This window comes from Bacteroides sp. RTP21281st1_H5_RTP21281_210402, from assembly GCF_040918965.1.
Lineage (GTDB): Bacteria > Bacteroidota > Bacteroidia > Bacteroidales > Bacteroidaceae > Bacteroides > Bacteroides congonensis.
Genome location: NZ_JBCOWR010000006.1, coordinates 132,536 through 149,904, shown reverse-complemented (window position 1 = coordinate 149,904; position 17,369 = coordinate 132,536). Strand labels below are relative to the sequence as shown.

At 46.9% G+C, this 17,369-nt stretch carries 12 protein-coding genes; 3 read left to right on the top strand and 9 right to left on the bottom strand.

Annotated features, from left to right (window positions below; genetic code table 11):
* Nucleotides 1–3: 3 nt before the first annotated feature.
* From AB5443_RS11115 to AB5443_RS11105, 3 genes are all read left to right on the top strand, one after another.
* Nucleotides 4–1,323 (top strand): HlyD family efflux transporter periplasmic adaptor subunit, encoded by a 1,320-nt coding sequence (locus AB5443_RS11115; RefSeq protein ID WP_307995564.1) that lies wholly within the window; start codon nucleotides 4–6, stop codon nucleotides 1,321–1,323.
* Nucleotides 1,324–1,405: 82 nt separating this feature from the next.
* A complete protein-coding gene (locus tag AB5443_RS11110) occupies nucleotides 1,406–2,263 on the top strand; it encodes an SGNH/GDSL hydrolase family protein (RefSeq protein ID WP_307995565.1) in 858 nt (285 codons plus the stop codon).
* 93 nt (nucleotides 2,264–2,356) lie between these two features.
* Nucleotides 2,357–4,720, top strand: coding sequence for a glycosyl hydrolase 115 family protein (locus tag AB5443_RS11105; RefSeq protein WP_307995566.1), 2,364 nt, complete (start codon nucleotides 2,357–2,359; stop codon nucleotides 4,718–4,720).
* 8 nt (nucleotides 4,721–4,728) lie between these two features.
* Here AB5443_RS11105 and AB5443_RS11100 read toward each other — a convergent pair whose 3' ends face one another.
* From AB5443_RS11100 to AB5443_RS11060, 9 genes are all read right to left on the bottom strand, one after another.
* On the bottom strand, nucleotides 4,729–5,877 hold the full coding sequence (locus tag AB5443_RS11100) for a TlpA disulfide reductase family protein (protein ID WP_307995567.1): 1,149 nt from the start codon (nucleotides 5,875–5,877) through the stop codon (nucleotides 4,729–4,731).
* 37 nt (nucleotides 5,878–5,914) lie between these two features.
* Entirely contained in the window at nucleotides 5,915–6,856 is a 942-nt protein-coding gene (locus AB5443_RS11095) for a hypothetical protein (RefSeq protein WP_307995569.1), read from the bottom strand.
* Between the two features lie 24 nt (nucleotides 6,857–6,880).
* Nucleotides 6,881–8,494, bottom strand: coding sequence for a RagB/SusD family nutrient uptake outer membrane protein (locus AB5443_RS11090; RefSeq protein ID WP_307995570.1), 1,614 nt, complete (start codon nucleotides 8,492–8,494; stop codon nucleotides 6,881–6,883).
* 19 nt (nucleotides 8,495–8,513) lie between these two features.
* Nucleotides 8,514–12,083 carry a SusC/RagA family TonB-linked outer membrane protein gene (locus AB5443_RS11085; protein WP_307995571.1) on the bottom strand — a complete coding sequence of 1,190 codons (3,570 nt, stop codon included), beginning with the start codon at nucleotides 12,081–12,083 and terminating at the stop codon, nucleotides 8,514–8,516.
* Between the two features lie 337 nt (nucleotides 12,084–12,420).
* Nucleotides 12,421–13,557: a thioredoxin-like domain-containing protein gene (locus AB5443_RS11080; protein ID WP_368113418.1), complete on the bottom strand. Its 1,137-nt coding sequence runs from the start codon at nucleotides 13,555–13,557 to the stop codon at nucleotides 12,421–12,423.
* A 13-nt stretch (nucleotides 13,558–13,570) separates the two neighbouring features.
* Nucleotides 13,571–14,734, bottom strand: a complete 1,164-nt coding sequence (locus tag AB5443_RS11075) for a FecR domain-containing protein (protein WP_307995573.1) — start codon at nucleotides 14,732–14,734, stop codon at nucleotides 13,571–13,573.
* 76 nt (nucleotides 14,735–14,810) lie between these two features.
* Nucleotides 14,811–15,320, bottom strand: coding sequence for an RNA polymerase sigma-70 factor (locus tag AB5443_RS11070; protein ID WP_044654886.1), 510 nt, complete (start codon nucleotides 15,318–15,320; stop codon nucleotides 14,811–14,813).
* Between the two features lie 2 nt (nucleotides 15,321–15,322).
* Nucleotides 15,323–16,072: a glycosyltransferase family 2 protein gene (locus AB5443_RS11065; protein ID WP_307995574.1), complete on the bottom strand. Its 750-nt coding sequence runs from the start codon at nucleotides 16,070–16,072 to the stop codon at nucleotides 15,323–15,325.
* Nucleotides 16,065–17,330: a glycosyltransferase family 4 protein gene (locus AB5443_RS11060; RefSeq protein WP_195661775.1), complete on the bottom strand. Its 1,266-nt coding sequence runs from the start codon at nucleotides 17,328–17,330 to the stop codon at nucleotides 16,065–16,067. Before AB5443_RS11060 ends, AB5443_RS11065 begins: the two co-directional genes overlap by 8 nt.
* Nucleotides 17,331–17,369: the final 39 nt, after the last annotated feature.

The window sequence follows — 17,369 nt, the reverse complement described above, 5'->3', positions numbered from 1 at the left end:
CGTATGGAAAACAGGAAACCGGAAATAGAATTAAGAAGCGAAGAATTCAATGAAGTGCTGAGTGCCGTCCCCGCATGGATTGTCCGTTGGGGAATCACGATGATAGCCTGTGTCGTTCTGATGCTGCTTGTAGGCAGTGCCGTATTCAAATATCCGGATGTTATCAGTTCCACAGTGACCTTGACCGGAACCACGCCTGTGTCGGCGGTCGTGGCGAGGACTTCGGGGAAGTTGCAGGAATTGTATGTCGGGAACAATCAGCAGGTGAAAGCGAATGCGTTACTTGCGGTGATAGAGAATCCGGCCGGTACGAATGATATACTCCGTCTCAAGGAATTGTTACGACAGGCGGAGAATAGTCTGGATACTATTGCCTTGGTGCCCTCGCAGCAACTCCGGCTTGGCAGTTTGCAATCCCTTTATTCGTCTTTTTACCTGTCTATGTCCGAATACAGGCAATTCAAAGAACTGGCATATCATTTGAAAAAGATAGAGCTGGTGAAAGCGCGTATTGTGAAGAATGAAGTTTATTATAGGAATATGCTGAAACAGAAAGATTTGTCGGAAGTTCAGGCGAAGATTGCGCATCAACAATATGCCAGGGATTCGCTGCTGGGAGTCAAGGGGCTTGTTTCTAAAGAGGCGGTCGAAGAGGCTTATAGCAGGTATCTGCAATCATCCCTCTCGGCAGAGAATATGGAACGTTCTTTGGAGAATCTTCAGATTCAACTGGCGCAGATGAATGAATCCTTGTATGATACGGAATATCAATATCTGGATCAAAAGAATACGTTGGAAACGCAGTTGCGTTCACTTGTCAACCAACTAAGGGCGGAAATAGATGCCTGGGAGATAAACTATGCACTGATTACTCCGATAGACGGTGAGATTACCTTGACACAGTATTGGACAAACAACCAGAATGTGACGGCCGGAAATGTCGTTTTTAATATTGTACCTTCCAATCAGGGGAAGATTGTCGGGAAAGCGATGTTGCCTACGGAAAGGTCGGGCAAGGTGAAAAAAGGTCAGAAGGTGAATATACGTTTCAGTAATTATCCGGATAAAGAATTTGGTATTGTGAAAGGGATAGTGGAGAATATTTCCCTGATACCGGTATTGGATGTACAGAATGCCAAAAGTTATATGGTAGACATTGAACTTCCGAACGGGTTACGAACCAGTTACAACAAAGATTTGCCGTTCTTGCCGGAGATGGAAGGGCAGGCGGATATCATCACTGAAGATATATCCTTGTTGGAAAGGTTCCTGATGCCGATAAGGAAAGTTATAACGGAAGGATTAAAGAGTGAAGATATGTAATAAAATTGCTTGAAACTATATTTTTTTGAGTTACATTTGCCGGATATTGAATACAAATGTCTCATTTAATAGATAAATACCAATGAAAAGCAAGCTATTACTCACATGTACAGTTCTATTTTTCTGTTCTTGTTTTGTACTTGGACAAAGTCAGTCTTCTAAAGTCGTAAACTCTGGTGAAAATAATAACGGATGGGTTCAGCATCCGTGGCAGGGGAAGAGAGTAGGATATATAGGAGATTCTATCACAGACCCGAATTGCTATGGCGATAAGATTAAGAAATACTGGGATTTCTTGCAGGAATGGTTGGGGATTACTCCTTATGTATATGGCATAAGCGGCAGGCAATGGAATGACGTGCCTCGTCAGGCGGAACAGTTGAAGAAAGAACATGGCGGGGAAGTGGATGCAATCATTGTTTTCATGGGTACGAATGATTTTAATGCGGGTGTTCCTATCGGAGAATGGTTTACGGAAACGGAAGAACAGGTGATGGCGGCTCGTGGCGAAACTAAAAAGATGGAAACACGTAAGAAGCGCACTCCTGTAATGGATGGAAATACGTATAAGGGACGCATCAATATCGGAATGAAACGGTTAAAACAGCTTTTTCCGGATAAGCAGATTGTGCTGTTGACTCCGTTGCATCGCTCGTTGGCGGATTTTGGAGAAACGAATGTGCAGCCGGATGAAAACTATCAGAATAGCTGTGGTGAATATGTGGATGCTTATGTGCAAGCGGTTAAGGAAGCCGGGAATGTATGGGGAGTATCTGTGATAGACTTTAATGCGGTGACAGGACTGAATCCGATGGTGGAAGAACAGTTGGTTTACTTTTATGATGCGGGGTATGACCGTTTGCACCCCAATACGAAGGGACAGATACGGATGGCACGTACATTAATGTACCAGTTACTTATGCTACCGGTAGGATTCTAAAAGAAACCGGACAAAATTCTATGGGATTGTACGCAGATACATAGTGTTTCTCTATCAAATCCTTAATTTTGCATTCTATAAATAATAGAACCAATGAGACATATTTTCCTGTTTTCCTTTGTTATTTTCTGGGTAGCTGCCTTGCCAATCCAAGGCAAGCAGAAGGATTTTATTTTAACTTCCGGCCAAAAGGTTGAGATAGCTTGCAGTCCCTCGGAAGAGTTGGTAGTGCGTACCGCATTAGAAATGCTGGGGCGTGACATTCAGAATGTCTTATCGGCGACAACTCAGGTAAATGAGAAAACGGGAACGATTATAGCAGGAACACTGGGACAGAGCGAACTTATCGGACGGGCCGGTATAGATATTTCTGTATTAAAAGGTAAGAAACAGGCTTTTCTGCTCGCAGTCTCTCCGGAAGGGAAACTGATAGTGGCAGGCAGCGACAAGCACGGTACGGCCTATGGCATACTCGAAATCTCCCGTTTGTTGGGAGTATCCCCTTGGGAATGGTGGGCGGATGTAACTCCGGAGAAGAAGAAGCTCCTCAAGCTTTCCCGAAAGTTCCGTGATTTCCAGTCGCCTTCAGTAGAATATCGCGGTATTTTTATCAATGACGAAGATTGGGGACTGATGCCATGGAGCAGCCGGACTTACGAACCTTCGGATGTAAAAGGTGAAATCGGGCCGCGTACAAACGAACGTATCTTTGAACTGCTGCTTCGCTTGCGTGCCAACACCTATTGGCCGGCTATGCACGAATGTACGCTTCCTTTCTTTCTGACCAAAGGCAATCGGGAAGCAGCGAAGAAATACGGAATATTTATAGGAGCTTCCCACTGCGAACCGATGGCCTGTAATGCCGCCGGTGAGTGGAAACGGAGAGGAGAGGGTGCATACGACTATGTAAACAACAGTGCCGCCGTTTATAAATTTTGGGAAGACCGTGTGAAAGAGGTCGCAGGTCAGGAGATACTCTATACGTTGGGAATGCGCGGAGTGCATGACGGCAAGATGCAGGGAGCCAAAACGGTGGAAGAGCAGAAGGCGGTGATAGACCGCGTATTTGTTGACCAGCGCGGGTTGATTGAGAAATATGTCGATAAAGACGTGACCAAAGTTCCGCAAGTCTTTATTCCCTATAAAGAAGTGCTCGATATTTATCATGCCGGATTACAGGTGCCCGATGACGTTACATTGATGTGGTGTGATGATAATTACGGTTATATCCGCCATTTCCCTACAACAGAAGAACGCGCGCGTAAAGGGGGCAACGGAGTTTATTATCATGTTTCCTATTGGGGACGCCCGCACGATCATCTTTGGCTGGGCACAATGAGTCCTTCACTGATTTATCAGCAGATGAAACTGGTTTATGATGAAGGCATACAGAAGATGTGGATACTGAATGTGGGAGACATCAAGCCTGCCGAATATCAGATCGAACTATTTATGGATATGGCGTGGAACCTGAATGCGGTTGCTGCGGAAGGTGTGACTAACCACCTGAAACACTGGCTGACACGGGAATTTGGCACTTCATGCGCAAAGGCCGTATTGCCCGCAATGCAGGAACATTATCGACTGGCTCACATCCGCAAACCGGAATTTATGGGGAATACGCGGGAAGAAGAAAAAGATCCCGCCTATCGTATTGTCAAGGATTTGCCGTGGAACGAGAAAGAGATAAACGGGCGTTTACGCTCCTATAATGAATTGTTGGAAACAGTGGAACGGGCGGCAACGAAAGTGCCGGCCAATAGACAAAGTGCCTATTTCGAACTGGTGAAATATCCGGTACAGGCTGCCGCGCAGATGAACCGGAAACTATTGTATGCCCAACTTGCCCGTCACGGAAAGACGGATTGGGAAAAGAGTGATGCGGCTTATGACAGCATTGCCGTGTTGACACAGCATTATAATTCTTTGGAAGATGGTAAATGGAACCGGATGATGGATTTCAAACCCCGCAAACTTCCTGTATTCAACCGGGTGGAGAGAGCAACAGCTACTTCTCCGATGGTGGAAGAACGAACCGCTATCCATAAGTGGAACGGACTGGACGGCAAGAATAAGCCGGATAAAAACTCGGACTATGAAGGTCTGGGTTATGAAGGCCGTGCGACAGGTATCCGTATGAACGATGCGCTGACTTTCTCCTTTGATAACTGGAAAGCGGATTCGGTAGAAGTCGATATTCGTTTGCTACCGAATCATCCTGTGCGCGGAGAACAATTACGTTTCTCCATATCATTGGACAATGCGGCGCCTCAGGTGGTTTCTTATGAAACGAAAGGGCGCAGTGAAGAATGGAAGGAGAATGTATTACGTAATCAGGCTATCCGGAAGATAACGCTTCCTGTGTCCGGGAAGAAATCCCACCAACTTGTGATTAAGGCATTGGATGAAGGAGTAGTACTGGATCAGGTGATGCTTTATGTGCCGGATGGACATTGACCCCGCTTCTACTGACGGGCGAAAAGCCCGTCCACCTTTTTCTTCAAATCCTCTCCACGCAAGTCTTTGTCTACGATTTTTCCTTCCTTGTCTATGATATATAATTTAGGAATGGCATACACCTGATAAAGTTCCGCGACCGGACATCTTTTCATACCTTTGAGGGATGAAACATGAAGCCACGGTATCTGTATTTTATCAATGGATTTCATCCATGCCGCTTTCGAGTTATCCATAGAGATGCCTACTACCTTTAACCCTTTATCTTTGTATTTCGCATAGATTTCCTTGACGGTAGGCATTTCTGCAATACAAGGCGCACACCATGAAGCCCAGAAATCAAGGATGACGATATGCCCTTGCAGGCTTGCAAGCGAAAATTCCTCTCCTGTCACAGTCGGCAACGTAAAATCCGGCGCTTTCGCTCCCGGCGCCAAAGCCTTCATCTTTGCAATGCTTTCCTTCAGTTCGATTCCCTTCGGCGTCTTTTTCGCCTTTTCTCCCATACCGTTGTAGAATGCTTCCGTCTCATCTACGGGAATACCTTTCAGCAGATTCATCACAATGAAGTAAGGTGCGGCGAGACAATTCCCATACCGGCTTAGAAAATCATTCTTTTCGTTCTCCCTCTCCTGTAGAACGGCCTTGAGCTTCTCCTCACATTCAGCTTTCTTCGACAGGTTGTTCTCTTTGGCACTCTTCTCTATACCGGCGGCAAACATACCTTCGCTCATCTTGCGTATAAAATCATGCCCCCAGTATGCCAGGATAGCTTCAGAAGCCTTATGCTCTATTGAATCCCCTATTATTTCATAAGCGGCTGCCGGTTTTTTATAAGAGTACTCCATATCCCTTATGAGGATATTCGCGGGTTTTCCGTCACCCATCAGCGGTCGGAAGCCTTTGCTACCCTCATGGGTGAGGGACAAGAGTTGCATCTTGTCCAGTTTCCCCGACAACTTGTAACTACCGTCCGGGGCTACGATGGTCGAATCAATCGTTACCGCTTCGGGAGTATCCGCAGGGAAGTTACTCAAATAGACCTTTTTCCCTATTCCGGTAGCCCATTTCCCTTCGATTTGATAGGGAACCTGGGCAAATCCTATTCCCGTTGCCAGGCAGATGGCGATTATGGTATTTATAATCCAACTTTTCATATACATATTTTATTGGGTTTATCATTGATGTCTATACTTATCTGGAGAAATAATCGAGCGGAAGCGGGTCATCCGGACAAGTGCTCCTCTGAAATTCTATCAGGTCGGTTCCGGCTCTTTCCAACATGAACTTATACGCTAACGAAGCCCGGTTCTTGACTTTCGGAAAACGCTCGAATACCCTGTCTATTTTAGTCTTGGGTGTTTTCATGATGAAAGATACATAATAGCCGAAATCCTCGTTATTACTAGGCTTCATGATGTAGTACAGTTCATCCTCAAAATAGACAGGATTGGCATTGATAACTGTCGCCGAATAGCATGAATACTCCAAATCCGTAAATTCTCTTAGCGGATCCTCAAGAACATCTATCATAAAATAAGCTTCACTGGAAGCATTAAAATCTGTCGGCTCCACGCCTACGGCGGTATAAATGGAATTTAATAATGCCGTGTTGATGGAAGACTTCATTCCCTGCCAGTCATCCTCGTCCAGGTCATCCATGTCTTTGCTTACATGGGCGATAACTATGCCGTGTGTCTTCAACTCCAGTACATCCACCAGTTTGCTTTTCAGATATTCCTTATTGTCACATACGGAGTCTACCAGGAAGATTCTGTATGGAAGAAACTTCTTTGCAAATGCAGGCGGATATTCATTTAACGCATCGTTCTCCAGAAAGGAAACCATGCGTTTGATATACGTTTCGCTTCCTTCCTGCTTCACGGGGACATACCACTTGATATCGCTGTTGCCCCATCCGAAATACAAGTCGCTTGCCGGAAAATCATACAATATTTTGCTGCCGTATTTCTTGTAGAACGCATTAATCTGGTTATCAATCGCTTCATTTCCCGTGTTTTCCGGATCATAGATCGTGCTGTTGAGCTCGTCGACAGGAGTCAGCGAATCTTCGGAGCAGGCGGTTATAGCTACCGCCATGACGATGCACCATGCATATAGTATATTCTTTATCATAATAGTACTTTTTTAATGGTTGTATTATTCAAGTGTTCCCTGCGAAGAAGAAGCGATAACTTCCCGCCGGTTGTTCTCAATAGCATTGTTATAACTAGTCTCATCTTCGGGAATGGGAAGCACATAGTTCGGACTTCCCGCTTTCAGACGATATGCCGAGTACTCTTTGGGCGAACTGAAAAGCCGATGCTCCACAGACGGCATCCCTTGACGGCGCATATCCCAAAAACGCATGATTTCTTCAAAACATAACTCCCTGCGGCGTTCCTGCCAGATGAATTGAATCAAATCGTCTTTTGTCGCGAAGTCCGAGACTTGCTTTTCGGCATCCGGGCTTCCCGATTTGTATTTCTTTACCCGCAGTTGGTTGAGCAACCCGATGGCATCATTGCTGACACCGCTTGCTTTCTGTGCGTATGCTTCTGCCAGATTCAGGTAAAGTTCGGGAGTTCTCCAGGCTTGACTGGAATAGTTTGTACCTGATCTCTGGTCATATTTGTGCGGGTGGTATTGTCCCGCATAATAAGTAGGGTTGCGCGTGCTGCCGGATTTGTTATATCTTCTCTGGAAATAAGCCTGAAGCCGCAAGTCGTCCTCGTCATACAGCCCGATTAAAGAATTTTCCCCTGTCCACGAAGTGTGGAAACCATATTCGTAGTACATGAGTACAGGGCTGTTAGGCGCGAGGTAATCATAACCACCGTCACTCCGCCCGAATCCGAATACCACCTCGTCCAGTTCCTGGTTGTTGACGCAGAAGCTGGCCTTTTCAAAAGACGAGACGTAGCCGAATAATGTTGCGTCTTCAGTATTCAAGTCGTGGATAGAAGAATTCTTGGCCAGAAACTTCTCCGCTGCCGAGATTACCCCGTCCCAGTCCTGTTGGAACAAGGCGATTCGTGCTGCCAGGAAGTAAATGGCTGCAGAAGTGATTTCCGGTTTCCGGCCGTTGTACTTTTCGCACTGGAATACCGCTCCCGCCATATATTCCTGGGCTTTCTTTATGTCGTCATTGATTAATGCATACACTTCCCTGATAGTAGCTCTCGGTTGCGGAGCAATTTGTATTTCGGGGCTGGTCTTTATCACGACACCCGGTTTGTCAAGGTTGGCTGTCGAATAGGGAAGGGCATATGTGTTTATCAGGCAGAAGTAATGGTAAGCGCGCAGTGCGTACGCCTGTGCCGCCAAAGCCCGGTAAAGTCCTTCTTCCGTTTCCGCATAAGTCATCTCAGGCAAGGCATTGATGATAGTGTTGCATCCCAGGATATTGCTGTAACGTCCGCTCCAGAACCCGTCTCTGATATTCTCCGAGAAATCACTCTGCCATACAAAAGCGGCTTCACCATATCCTGCCTTGGCATCTATGCCTTCGCGCCAGGTGGTACAATACCTGTCGTTTTTTTGTTCGGCGTCATAGTAGAGAGGCCCCATTTCCACATCATCCGTCATTAAGTTGACGAAAGAGATTTGCGAACCGAATTTGTCGGGGTATCCTTCTCCCAGGAGCAGCGGGGTGAAGTCGGTTACGGATTCGGGTATCAGCAAGTCTGCCGAGTCCTCTTTCAGATAGTCGTCGCATGAAAAGAGCGACAGGATAGCCATGAAAGATGCTATGTGTATAAGTTTCTTGTTCATGATTTCTAGCTGTTTGATGTTAAAATGATACATTTACTCCTAAACTGAACGTCGGTAAAGCGGGGATATTGGCTCCGTTTGTCTCCGGATCCAGTCCATTCCACTTCTTGTCCGCGATAGTGAATAAGTTGGTTGCTTGGAAACGCAGCATCAGGCTGTTGACATTCAACGGTTGCAACATCTTCTTGGGGAAATTATAACTGAGCGAAACGAGTTTCAGTTTCAGGAAATCAGCCTTTGCCACCCTGATATTGCTGTAATTATACATTTCGTATGGATAAATCGTTTTTCCTTTTATTGTCGCGTCATAAGTATCGTAGGCGGCTCCCGCTTCCGTCCCGAAGTAGTTGGTCAATGCGGTGCTGTTATACGGTGCCGGGTAGATGGTCTGGTCGCCGGGGTTGTTCCAACACTTCAGCCAGTCGGTGGAAAGGTTGCTCAACGGATCTATATAATGTGTATTATCTGCGTAATAATTGGGAATCCGTGCCACACTGCCGATGCTATACGTGAAATTCATGGATAAAGAGAAATCCTTATAACGAAGTTGCGTGTCGAATCCGCCGGTCAGTTTGGGGAAGATGGAGCCGCAGCGCACCAGTCTCATATCCGTCTTTGAGCCCCGGATCGACTCTCTTCCATCCCTTGTATAGAACATGGCATAGCCGTTGTCCTGATTGATGCCGGCAAACTCATAAGCATAAAGCGAACCGATAGGGGCTCCTTCTATTGCCAGACTGCCGCTCAACATCTTTTCGACAATTTCAACGTCGCTTAAATCTTCAGGGTTGGCATAAGTGATTTTGTTGATGTTGCGGCTGAAGTTCATGCCGACTCTCCACTCCCAGTCTTTCCTCTTTAAAAGTCCGACGTTGACAAAGCCTTCCACACCCTTGTTGGTCATTTCTCCCGCGTTATAATATAGCAGCGTCCTTCCGTTGGATGAGGCTACCGTTTTACTCATAATCAAGTCGGATGTTTTCTTGCCGTAGACATCGACTCCACCTCTTATCCGTCCTTCGAGCAAGGAGAAGTCAATGGCGGCGTTCCACGAACGTGTTTTCTCCCATCTCAAGTCGGGGTTGGGCAATAGGCGGATACTTGAAGTCGGAATATTCTCCACCCTGTCTCCGGTCGTGATTATCAGATAGGGCGATGAATCTTCGTGTATATTTCCCTGAATACCGTAAGACCCCCTGAGAGCCAGATTATCTACTAGGGAAACATCTTTCAGGAATGCTTCGTTCATCAAGTTCCATTTCACCGCAAACGAGTAGGTAGGCAACCAGCGGTATTTGGGGTTACTGCCGAATTTGTTGGAACCGTCCGACCGGATATTGGTGTTCAGGATATAGCGGTTGTCATAAGAGTAGGAAGCCACTCCGTAGAAAGAGGCAACCTGTGTGAAGGAGTTGGTATTGACAGGAAGTGTCTTTCCCGTCTGTATATACTGCCTGGTGAATAGCTCAGTTATCACCGGATTGAACTTCTCGCCGAATTCCGGCGTCCAGCCGTACCCTGTGATGCCTACGCCTTTGTAAGCGTTCCGCCGCGCTTCCGTACCTGCCATGATGTTGATATGATGGTATCCGCCGAATATTCCGGTGTAACTTACCTGATTCCTAATGGTATAACCCGTCTTACGTAGATTGGACTGATACAGCATACCACCGTAGGGAAGTGCGGATGCATTGTAGATATCCGTATCATAGGGAGTGTACATGCCATAATCCCATCCTCTGATATCGCTTATGTTGTAAGACTGTTCGGTAGCCCAGTCCCTTTGTGCCGTATTGGTATTGTGGTAAGAGAAAGTGCCTGTATATTTCAGTCCGCTGATGATATTCACATCCAGTTGGAGCAAGGCGTTGAAATCATCCAGTTGCGATGATTTCCCGGTATTGTCCAGTTCTTTGAGGATATTGTAGCCGATAGACTTTGTGCCGGTACTTCCGGCTTTCTCATAAGTCATATAGTATGAACCGTCATTGTTGAAAGCAGGAATGGTTCTTGACTTGCTATATGCATAGTTGAAAGGATTGACAGAAGAACTGTATCCGTTATTGGCCGTGTTGGTAAAGTCGACTTTGGCGGTAAAGCTGATGTGCTTGTTAATATCCATTGTCATCTTGGCCAGCGTACTGATCTTTTCAGTATCCGAACCTTTCGCCGCGCCTTCGATATTCTGATAACCGGCAGAGATGTAATAAGTCATTTTCTCCGTACCGCCGGACACACTGACGTTGTGCGTATGCGTGATGCTGTTGCGGAACAGATGCTTGAACCAGTCCGTATTCCTTGTCTGCATGGCGCCGACTTCCGATTTGAACTCGTCCAAAGTCATGTCTTTGTTCATCAATGCTTCATAAGCGCCCTCGTACGTCGGGCCATATGGCGTGCGTCCGAAGTTGTATCCGGCATCGACCAGTTGTTTGGAGAAAGCGATACGCTCCTGCGAATTCATCTGATGATAGTTGGAGTAGGAAGGACGGGTATTCAGCGTGACATTACCATTATAGGTAATGACCGGACGTCCTGCCTTTCCTTTCTTGGTAGTCACCACAATCACCCCATTGGCGGCTTTCACACCGTAAATGGCAGTTGCCGACGCATCTTTCAATACGGTGATACTTTCAATATCCTGCGGATTTACCCCGGAAATGGCATTACCTATCAGGTATTCGGCATCTTCACTATTGATATCCGAAGCGGTGAAAGGCACGTCCTGTTCCAAGATCACTCCGTCCACCACCCATACCGGCGATTTATTACCGTTGATGGTAGCATTACCACGAATACGGATTTTAGGAGTGGCACTAGGCTCACCCGAAGTATTCATTACCGCCATGCCCGGTATAGTGCCCTGAAGCATCTGGTCGATGGAACTGACTCCCTGCACCATGATGTCCGCGGCTTTTATGGATGAGACGGCACTGGCAGACTCCCGGCGATCCATCACCTGATAACCTGTGATGACAACCTCATTCAAGGCGGCATCGCTCTCTTTCAGGATGACAGGAGATATTTTCTTATTGGCAAGCCCCTTTTCGACAGATACTTTGACCTGCCTTGTCTGCATTCCCAGATAAGAAAACCGGAGTGTGTAGGTTGTGTTGTTCTCAATTAAAAAGTTGTACGCTCCGTTTATATCCGTGGTTGTCACCCATTTCGTCCCCTCTATGATGACATGGGCTCCGGGAAGCGGCTGCCTGTTCTCGTCTATGACGATGCCGTCCAACTGGCATAGCCTGGCTTTTGCTTCGGCTTCCGGACTGCCGGGTTTCAGGGCAATCGTAATAAAATTGCCGTCTATCTTATATACCAACGGCTTTTTGCCGATTACTTCATCCAGCGTTTCGCTGATTGTCTTGTTCCTGATACTTCCCGTGACGCCATAGGCAAAGATATCTTCATGGTTAAAGATAAACTTATATCCGCTTGCCTCTTCAATTTTCTTGAAAGCATTGGCAAGCCGCTCATTCTTGAACTCAAGTGAGATTCTCTTTTCACTTTGTTGTCCTCGGATATTGGCGCTGAACATTGTTAAGGCTAAGAATAGCCAGAACATTTTAACCGCAAAGTGATTCATTCTGCTCCTTTTGAAGGAATTAGTCCAAATATTCACCATGATTATGCATTTAGTGTTTGACAAACTTTGTTCTTTTACTCCTGTTTAAACCCTCTCGTAAGCTTTTTTAAGCCTTCTATATGTTTATTACGTTTTATCTTTGGGGATGGGTGACAGAAAAGAAACTTTTTTTGAGAAAATGCGGGCAATTGGTTTTAATTTATACTTTCCGAATAATTATGCAACAGGTAAACACTTGAATTGTGTAGCAAAATGAAAGGTGTTAATAGAATAAAACTGCCATACAGCCATGTTTGTGTGGCTATATGACAGTCTACAGTATCACAGAGTTAAAAAACTATTTTGTGAAAAGCTCATCCATCTTTTGGGAAAGTTTTTCTCCGCGCAGGTCTTGCGCTATGATTTTTCCTTGTGCGTCAATGATGTACATGCGGGGGATGCCCGTCACCTTGAACATTTGCGCTATGGGGCATTTCCATCCTTTCAGTGAGGATACGTGCTTCCAGGTCAGTCCTTTTCTCTCGATGGCACCTTTCCAGGCAGCTTCTTTCTCGTCCAGCGACACGCCGAGAATCTCCAGCCCTTTGCCGTGATATTTCTCGTAGATTGCTTTCAAGTTGGGCACTTCCGCCAGGCAGGGGCCGCACCAGGAAGCCCAGAAGTCCAACAATACAATGTGCCCGCGGAGCTCATGCAGGGAAAGTTTCTTTCCTTCGGGAGTGGTCAGTTCAAAATTGGGTGCGATACCACCTATGTTGACCTGTTGCATATCTTCTATCTTTTGCTTCAAGACCAGACCCGGAGCCGATTTCTTTACCCGGTCTGTCAGCTTGTCGTAGAAAGAAAGCACCTCGTCCAGTGTTTGGTTCGTCATTAGATAACGCTCGAAGAAATAAGTGGAAGCAACGTCATTGCGGGTGGTATCCATATAGTTCTGCACCGACCTTGCAATCAGGCTGTCTATCATGGCTACTTTGTATTTGGCCGAGTCAATGGCCGTCGTATCTTTTGAGTTCAATGCTTGTGACAGTGTTATCATCTTCCCCAGTTGGAAGAAAGAAGCGGTGGTGGAGAGCGTCTGCCCCGATTTCAGGACTTCCTGTTCGCGGTCACCTTTGACTTCTATATGAGTGGTGTTGCGTGTTTTCCCTTTCTTGTCGGTGGTTGTTTTCTCCTCGATAGTAACTTGAAGAGGGGTTGTGCTGACAAAGATTTCGGCTTTATTCTTGGGGCTGCAACTGATAGCCATCCGTTGTTCCTCTTTTACCTTTCCTTTCAGTGAGAAAGAAAAATCGGGGGCAACTTTTACCGAGTCGACTGCTTGCAGGCTGTCGGCCGTGATGTATTTCTGCAGATAAACCGTTTTTCCGGCTCCGTTCTCCCAGGTTCCTTCAATCTGGTAGGGCACTTGCGCCACAGCCATAGAAACAACTGGCAAGAAAAAACAAAGTCCATAAAATCTTTTCATTTTCATCGTTCTCTTTTTTTTATAGTTTACTTATCGTAATCCGGTTACCCTCGAGGGTAGCCTTCACTTTTCCTACCTGATTGAGAAGCTTGAGAACTTGTTCCGGCCGGTCTGTACGTTCCGCCCAGAAATTGAAATGATAGTGCATGGATGCTTCGTCCGTGAAAACGATGGACAGGTTGTACCAACGTCCGATAGCTTTCATGATTTCAACGAGCTGCGCTTCCCTGAAACAGAATAAATCTTCTTTCCACGATACGTACTCGTTGATGTCTACCTTGCGCGGGATGAGCATCAAGTCGTTCTCATCCAGGGGAGCATCCTCGCCGGGATGAAGCTGCAATTCATTCTCCTTTTGGGTGTCGGATACGATGACGCTGCCCGATACCAGTGTGACATGCCTGCTTTCATGCGGGTAAGATCGGAAGTTGAATTCAGTTCCCAGTACACGTGTTTCCGCAGTTCCGCTTTTTACGATGAAAGGACGGGCGGCGTCTTTGGTCACATGGAAAAATGCTTCCCCTTCCAGTTCCACTCTCCGTTCCTTGCCGGCAAACCGGTTGGGATAGTGCAGCTTGCTTTCCGCGTTCAGCCAGACTTCCGTTCCGTCTTCCAGTACGATTTTGAAGTTCTTACCTCTCGGCGTGCTTAATATATGTGTAGTCACCGGCTCTTCCGCTTGGGTGGCGTGTTGGTATCTTAGGGACTCATTTTCCAGTTGAGCCCCTGTCTTCGCTAATAAATGTTTGTTTGCTTCACTGGTGATAGGCACAATCTGTCCGTCACCGGTTTGTAGTTCTATGCTCTGCACTCTTTCAGAAGCGGGGAAAACAACCGCCACTTCTGTATACGGATTTTCTTCTGTGGTAGAGAAGAGTGAATAACCTATGGCGAGCAAGGCGATAGCTGCCGCACTTGCCGCCCATAAATAATACTTTCTGAATGAGGACGTCTGGTGATGCGGGTCTACCCGTTTCCAGGCTTTCTCCACATCCGGCGCCATCTGCGGGCTCAGGTTCATCAAGGCTTCCCGGCTGTCCATCATTTCACGGAACAGGGTGTGGTGGGATTCCTCTTCGAGCCAGGCAATGAACTCTTCCGACCGGCGGAATTTCCGGTCGTCCAATGCCCGTAAGGCATATTCGTAATCTTGCTCCTGCATGTGTTGCTCTTCAGTTTTCATATTCTATATATTATTACGTTGTGCTATAAGAAATGGGTGACAATAAAAACTCTTTTTTTGTCTCCGTGTGCAATTACTATTTCCCGGTTTTGTTTCTGACGAAAGATAAGGCTCTGGATATGAGTGTTTTTACAGTGTTGACCGTGATGCCCATTTCTTCCGCCACTTCTTTATATTTCTTTCCGTGGAGAAAGCAGGCTTCAAAGACCTTGCGGGTCTGCGGCGGGAGCTGGTTGATGGCGGACATCACTTGGGAGATACGTTCCTGATGTTCTTCGTCGTCACTGTTTTCTTCCCACTGTTCGGCGTTTTGCGAGATATTGGAAGCATATCTGCTCTTCACGTCGCAGTGGCGCAGGTGGTCGATGCAACTGTTGCGGACGAGGGAATATAATAAAGGCAGTGGCGAAACGTCTCCCACTACCGTATCATAGTTTTCCCATAAATAGCTGAAGGTGTCGCCCACTATATCCTCTGCACATTCCTGGTCGCCGACCAGGTTGAACGCATAGAAATACAGCCGGGTATAATTCGCCCGGAACAATGCTTCAAAGTCTTTGTACTTCTTCTCTTTTGAATAGGTCATAATCAGTGTCGGGTTACTAACCGCAGGACAAACCAGGCATGACGTACCACAGTGCCAATCAGCCCGTAGTGTGCAGCCATGATACGGAATCTTTCTTTGAGAGACGCTTTCCGGTTGCGGGTAGTCATTCCTTCGTCCAGATAGTCGATAATCGTCAAGTGGGTATTATGGAGCGTACGCGCTTTCTTCATGATGCGGATGCACCAGTCGAAGTCGGCGGAAAAGCGATAGTTCAGATTGTAGGGTTCCACCAGTGTGTGGCGGGGGAAGAAAGCCTGATGGCAGACCAGCATTCCCTGCTTGAAACTTTTCCAGGTCAGTGTTTCCGGGGCGGCCAGCCGGCGCATGCGCAGGAAGTGCCTGTCCTTGTCTACAATGGCGGTTTCTCCGTAGAGTACGTCGGGAAGTTCGTTGCCATTGATGCTGTGCACCATCTGTTGTAACGTATCGTCTTCGTGAAAGCAGTCGCCTGCATTCAGGAAGCAAAGGTAGTCACCGCCGGCAAGGGCGATTCCTTTGTTCATGGCGTCATATAATCCTTTGTCCGGCTCGCTCACTACGGTGTGTATCCGCTCACGGTAGCGGTCGATAACGGCTAAAGTCCCATCCTTGGAAGCTCCGTCCACGATGATATATTCCACGTGATGGTACGTTTGCGAGATGACACTTTGAATCGTGTCTTCCAGTACCTTTTCAGCGTTGTATGTCACCGTGATAATCGAGAACTTGGGAGTAGGGTGGACGCTATGCATATTTTCCCGTTATTTTGTTGTAGACATCTGTATATTTCTTGGCGATGATGCTTTCCGAGTAGTTGGCCACTACCTTGCGGCGGGCTTGTGCGGAAAGTTCGTCATATTCCGGCTCTGTCAAAATCCAGTATATGCCGTTGGCTAAATCTTCAGAAGATTTATATTGCGCTACGTAGCCGTTGTGCAGATGGTCAATCATTTCGGGAATACCGCCTACGTTGAATCCTACGCAGGGCACTCCGCAAGCCATCGCTTCCATAATCATGTTTGGAAGATTCTCTTCCAGGGATGGGATGGCGAAGAGGTCTACGGCATTGTAGATATCTACTATCTCGTGCTCATTCTTCATATAAGGGAGCGGATAGACGCGGAAAGGAAGCATTTCTTGCAGTTGCTGCGACTGGTTGCCGAATACGACGACTCCCAGTGAATCTTTCCATTCGGGATGCTTCTCTGCCAGTAGCTTGCAGGCTGCAATCAAATAGTCAACTCCCTTTCGTTTGTCGGTAATCTTCAGCGAGCCGAATAGAATCAGCTTCTTGTCTTCCGGCAACATGAACTTGGCCCGTGCTTTCTGCTTGTCCATTGGCTTGAACAGATTGGTATTGATGGCATTCGGGATGTTAGTGACACTTTTTCCTTCAAACAGCGCACTGGATTTGGCCTGTTCTTTCAGCCAGCGGCTGCAAGTGACGAAATGAATGGGAGCCTGGCTGTATAGCTTTTGTTTCTTGTGGAAAGTGCGGTAAGACAAGTCCTTCTGCCACCCGTTTTTATAGATGTACGGGCAGTTGTGGCATTCCTGCTGATAGTTGGTGCATTCCCGTGCGTAATGGCAGATGCCTGTACACGGCCACATATCATGCATCGTCCACACTACGGGTTTGCCGGATACAAGTATCTTCCGTATGTCACTCAATGAGAGCATTCCCTGGTTAATCCAGTGCAAGTGGATAACGTCGGCCTGGCGAAATTCAGGGAGTGATGTAATATCCGTCCCCGTATTGGCAATGTCCACGTCAAACAGGTGGTAACGGCGGAAACGGTTGGCACTCCAGATAACGATGCGTTCCCACATGAATTTCCATACTTGCAGCCAGTTCCCTTTCAGGCTGACCACACTGATTTGGTCAGTCTGCTTGTCGCGTACCAGCATTTTGGCCTTGATACCGTTGTTTTTCAGTGATTCCATCAGCCGGCTCGCCGCGATGGCTGCTCCGCCGATTCGCTCGGATGTATTTATAATCAGGACTCTCATGGGCATAAAAGTTTATGCAAAGTTACGGTTTTCGTTGTA